This is a genomic window from Nocardia sp. NPDC003345, from assembly GCF_053589395.1.
The window spans coordinates 1-3,392 of record NZ_JBSFRU010000478.1 but is presented as its reverse complement, the minus strand read 5'-3'; the positions used below and the strand labels follow the sequence as shown (position 1 = coordinate 3,392).

The 3,392-nt window shown below is 71.8% G+C and carries 5 protein-coding genes; 1 reads left to right on the top strand and 4 read right to left on the bottom strand.

All coding sequences use genetic code 11. From position 1 onward, the window contains the following. The 4 genes from ACWDU1_RS30900 to ACWDU1_RS30885 all read right to left on the bottom strand — a co-directional run. A partial coding sequence (locus ACWDU1_RS30900) for a PPE domain-containing protein (protein WP_450003894.1) occupies positions 1 to 776 on the bottom strand: 776 nt, incomplete at its 3' end. Continuing rightward, positions 769 to 1,158, bottom strand: a complete 390-nt coding sequence (locus tag ACWDU1_RS30895; RefSeq protein ID WP_450003892.1) for a hypothetical protein — start codon at positions 1,156 to 1,158, stop codon at positions 769 to 771. The genes ACWDU1_RS30895 and ACWDU1_RS30900, both read right to left, overlap by 8 nt. Before the next feature lie 49 nt (positions 1,159 to 1,207). Next, positions 1,208 to 1,891 carry an alpha/beta hydrolase gene (locus ACWDU1_RS30890; protein WP_450003890.1) on the bottom strand — a complete coding sequence of 228 codons (684 nt, stop codon included), beginning with the start codon at positions 1,889 to 1,891 and terminating at the stop codon, positions 1,208 to 1,210. 70 nt (positions 1,892 to 1,961) lie between these two features. Continuing rightward, positions 1,962 to 2,702, bottom strand: a complete 741-nt coding sequence (locus ACWDU1_RS30885) for a hypothetical protein (RefSeq protein WP_450003888.1) — start codon at positions 2,700 to 2,702, stop codon at positions 1,962 to 1,964. A gap of 231 nt (positions 2,703 to 2,933) precedes the next feature. On the opposite strand from ACWDU1_RS30885, the gene ACWDU1_RS30880 reads away from it, so the two are divergent. Further along, on the top strand, positions 2,934 to 3,392 hold a 459-nt coding region (locus tag ACWDU1_RS30880), incomplete at its 3' end, for an acyl-CoA dehydrogenase family protein (protein ID WP_450003886.1).

Sequence of the window (3,392 nt, the reverse complement as noted above, 5' to 3'; positions counted from 1 at the left end):
ACGGGCACTGCCGCGGGCACGGCTCCGTCCGGACTCTGCGCGGCCGGCGCCTCCGCGGCTTCCGGGCGGTCCGGAACGTCCGGGGCCACCGGTCGGTCCGAAGCCTCCGGTGCCACAGCGGAAACGAGTACTCCGACCGGTGTGCCCGCCACCGCGACCGTGACCGGACGGGTGGCCGGAGCGACCACGGGAGCGCCGGGATCGGCGGGGAGATCCGGGAACGCGGGTATCCCCGCGCCGGTCGGGATGAACGCCCCGGTGTACACGCTCTCCATCACCCGAACCGCGTCCGCGCGGGCGTCATCTGTCGTCCGTTGCACCGCGATATTGCCGGTGGCCGCATGGGGATCCAGCAGTGCGTCGGCGAGATCCGGTACCGCACCGGAAGGTTCGCCGATGGCGGCGCGGAGGGTCTCCGCGGCATCACCGGCCCGGGCCAGCCGCTGCCCGACGGTCGCCAGGACATCGGCCAGCGCCCGCCCGGCCGCCTCGAAATCCCGGACCGCCGCCGCGGCCGGGCCCGCGGCGGAACCGCGCCAGCCGTCGGCGATGGCTCCGCTGATCTCGGTATACGCCTGGGTGACCGCGTCGCCCAGGCCGCCCGCCGCCTCCCGCCAGGACTGCCCGCTGGTCTGCAGGACCGAGGGATTCAGTGTCGACACCCCGGTGTGGATCTGCTCGTGGGTGAGGTTGTCGAACACCTCCACCGTGGGGGCGTAATCGGGGTCCACGCGATCGTGGACGCCGCGGCGGCCGGTCTTCGGGAGTTCACGCACCGGATACTCCTGTCGTCTCGGCGGCGGTCGTCTGCACGACGGCCGCGACCTCGCTGTCGGCCTGCTGATACGCCGCGGCGGCGATCCGGAAGGTATGCGCGAGCTGTCGCGCCGTGGCGGAGTAGCGGCGCAGCGCCGCGATCGCCTCGGTGGCCTTGCCCTCGAACCCCTCGCGTAAAGCCGCCCCGGAGGCGAAGCCGCCGAAACCGGGCAGCGTGACCGCTGCGGACACCATCTCGATCTGCGCGTCCACCTGGTCGGCGAGTTGTTCGTAACGGACCGCACAGCGTTCCGGCGTTCCCTCGGCCACCAGGACCGCGTCGATCCACAACTGCCCGTCCTCGACGGCCGAGTCCAGTGCGGCGATCGTATTCGGCTGCACCCCGTCCCCCTTCTTCTCTGCCCATCGCGCAGCGGGCCCCACCTGCGCGCTACACCCGGCGCCGGCCCGCGACGATCTCCTGCGTCCACTGCACGATATCCGCCGTGACCCGCGTACGCACGCGTTCGTGCAGCAGATCGTGTCCGGCGCCGGGGTATTCGCGCAGGTCGGTTCCGGGCCGCGGGGCCGCCCAGGCCCGAACCGCCTCGACCGGGGCGCGCCGGTCGTCGACGCCGTGCACGGCGAGCACCGGCGGTAGCGCGGGGTCGGCCGCGGGCGGGCCGCCGAGCACACGGGCCGGCGTCCCGCACAGGATCAGCCCGGCCGTCGACGCCGGGTCGATCACCGCGGCAACGGGTTCGGGCCGGCTGCTCCGGCCGTCGGCACCGGCCGCGCCCAGCGCCAGAAGCGCGGTCACCGCGCCGAGCGAATGTCCCATCAGGACCAGCGGGAGACCGGGCGCCTGCGCCCGCACCAGCGCGACGAACCGCGCCGCGTCGTCCACCAGTTGTTCCGGCGGCACGGGCCGCTCCGGGTCACCCTCGCTGAGGCCCTGGCCCGCCGTATCCAGCGTCCACGCGCCCAGACCCGCCGCGTTCAGCTGCCGGGCGAATTCGTGATAGTGCCCGCTGTGCTGTCCGGAACCCGGCAGCAGCACGATCCCGGCGATCGCATCCGCTACCGGCCGGTCCCGATAGTGCAGCCGGCCGCGCGCACCGGCGAAGAAACCCATGCGCCGATTGTGGCAACCACGGTGGATAGCCGGGACACCGCCCGCGGCGACCGGCGGCCTGTCCGGCGGACTAGGGCGCGGGTTCGCCCGGCGCCACGGGCGCGGCGGCCGGTGCGGGTGCGGGCGCGCCGGGAGCGGGCGCGGGAGCGGGCGCCGGTGCGCCGGGAGCGGGGGCCGGCAGCGGGACCGGCTGGTCCGCGACCGGGAACATGCCGACGGTCGGGGTCATCACGCAGAGGGCGCCGGGGTAGTCGATGGTCCCCCACATCGAGGCGAGCACCGTGCCCGGCCCGCTGTTGACCTTCTTCGACAGCGACGGCGTACCGAATTCGGTGACATCGTCGAGCAGGCTCAGCCCGGAGGCACCGTTGTTGATATTGATCCAGGCGACCACCAGGCCGGAGGCCTGCGGGATACCCGAATGCCCGGGGGTGGCGTGGAAGGTCAGGGTGCCGGGCTCGCCGTTCAGGTTCGCGCTCGGGCCGTTGGCGGTTCCCGCGGCCACGATCGTGGTGATCGGGCCGTTGCTCCCGCAGCCGAAGGTGGGGGCCGCGTAGACGAAGGGGGTGTACTGCCCGATGCTGCTGATATGCGCGGCGGCGACATGGTCGGCGTAGCGGTGCAGCGCGTCGACGCCGGCACGGGTTTCGGGTTTGTCCGCGGTCTGCTCGTCGAGCGCGACGAGAGCGGTTTCCGCGGGGGTGCGGGCGGGTTCGGGTTCGGCCGCCGCCGGCGTGGTGAAGGTGAGGGCGGCACCGACACCCAGAGCGGCTGCTGTGGCTGCGGTGCGCGCGACGATTCTGTTGTGCACTGCTCTGAACTCCCTATATCCGATCTGGCGACGGCGCCGGAAAGTAACCGGCAGATCACCGCCCCACCGCTGCAAACTACCAGCAGCTTCGCTCCGCCGTAGGTCACACCGACGTTTCGGACGGGCCGGGTGGCCGGACGGACCCCGTCGCATGTGCTGCACTCGACACGGCACGATTGGCGGTGGGTGTAAGTTCTATGCGGGACAATCGAGACATATTTGGAGATGTGTATGAAACTAACTCTGTCTCCCGACGAGGTCGCCTTCCGCGACGAACTGCGGAAGATCTACAGCACCGCGATCCCCGCCGAGATCCGTGAACGCGTGAAATACGGTCACGAACTGTCCCGCGAGGACATCGTGACGGCCCACCGGGCCCTCAACGAGCACGGCCTCGCCGTGCCGAACTGGCCGGTGGAATGGGGCGGCAAGGACTGGACCCCCATGCAGCGCCACCTGTGGCAGGACGAGATGCAGCTGGCCAGCGTGCCGGACCCGCTCACCTTCAACGCGACCATGGTCGGCCCGGTGATCGCCCAGTTCGGCTCCGAAGAGCTCAAGAAGCGCTTCCTGCCGCCCACCGCGAACCTCGACATCTGGTGGTGCCAGGGCTTCTCCGAACCCGACGCCGGGTCCGATCTGGCCTCGCTGCGCACCACCGCCGTCCGCGACGGCGATTCCTACATCGTC

What these genes read in the sequence shown, in the direction of transcription:
- ACWDU1_RS30890 (WP_450003890.1), bottom strand. Translation starts at nt 1,891, where the DNA reads ATGGGTTTCTTCGCCGGTGCGCGCGGCCGGCTGCACTATCGGGACCGG.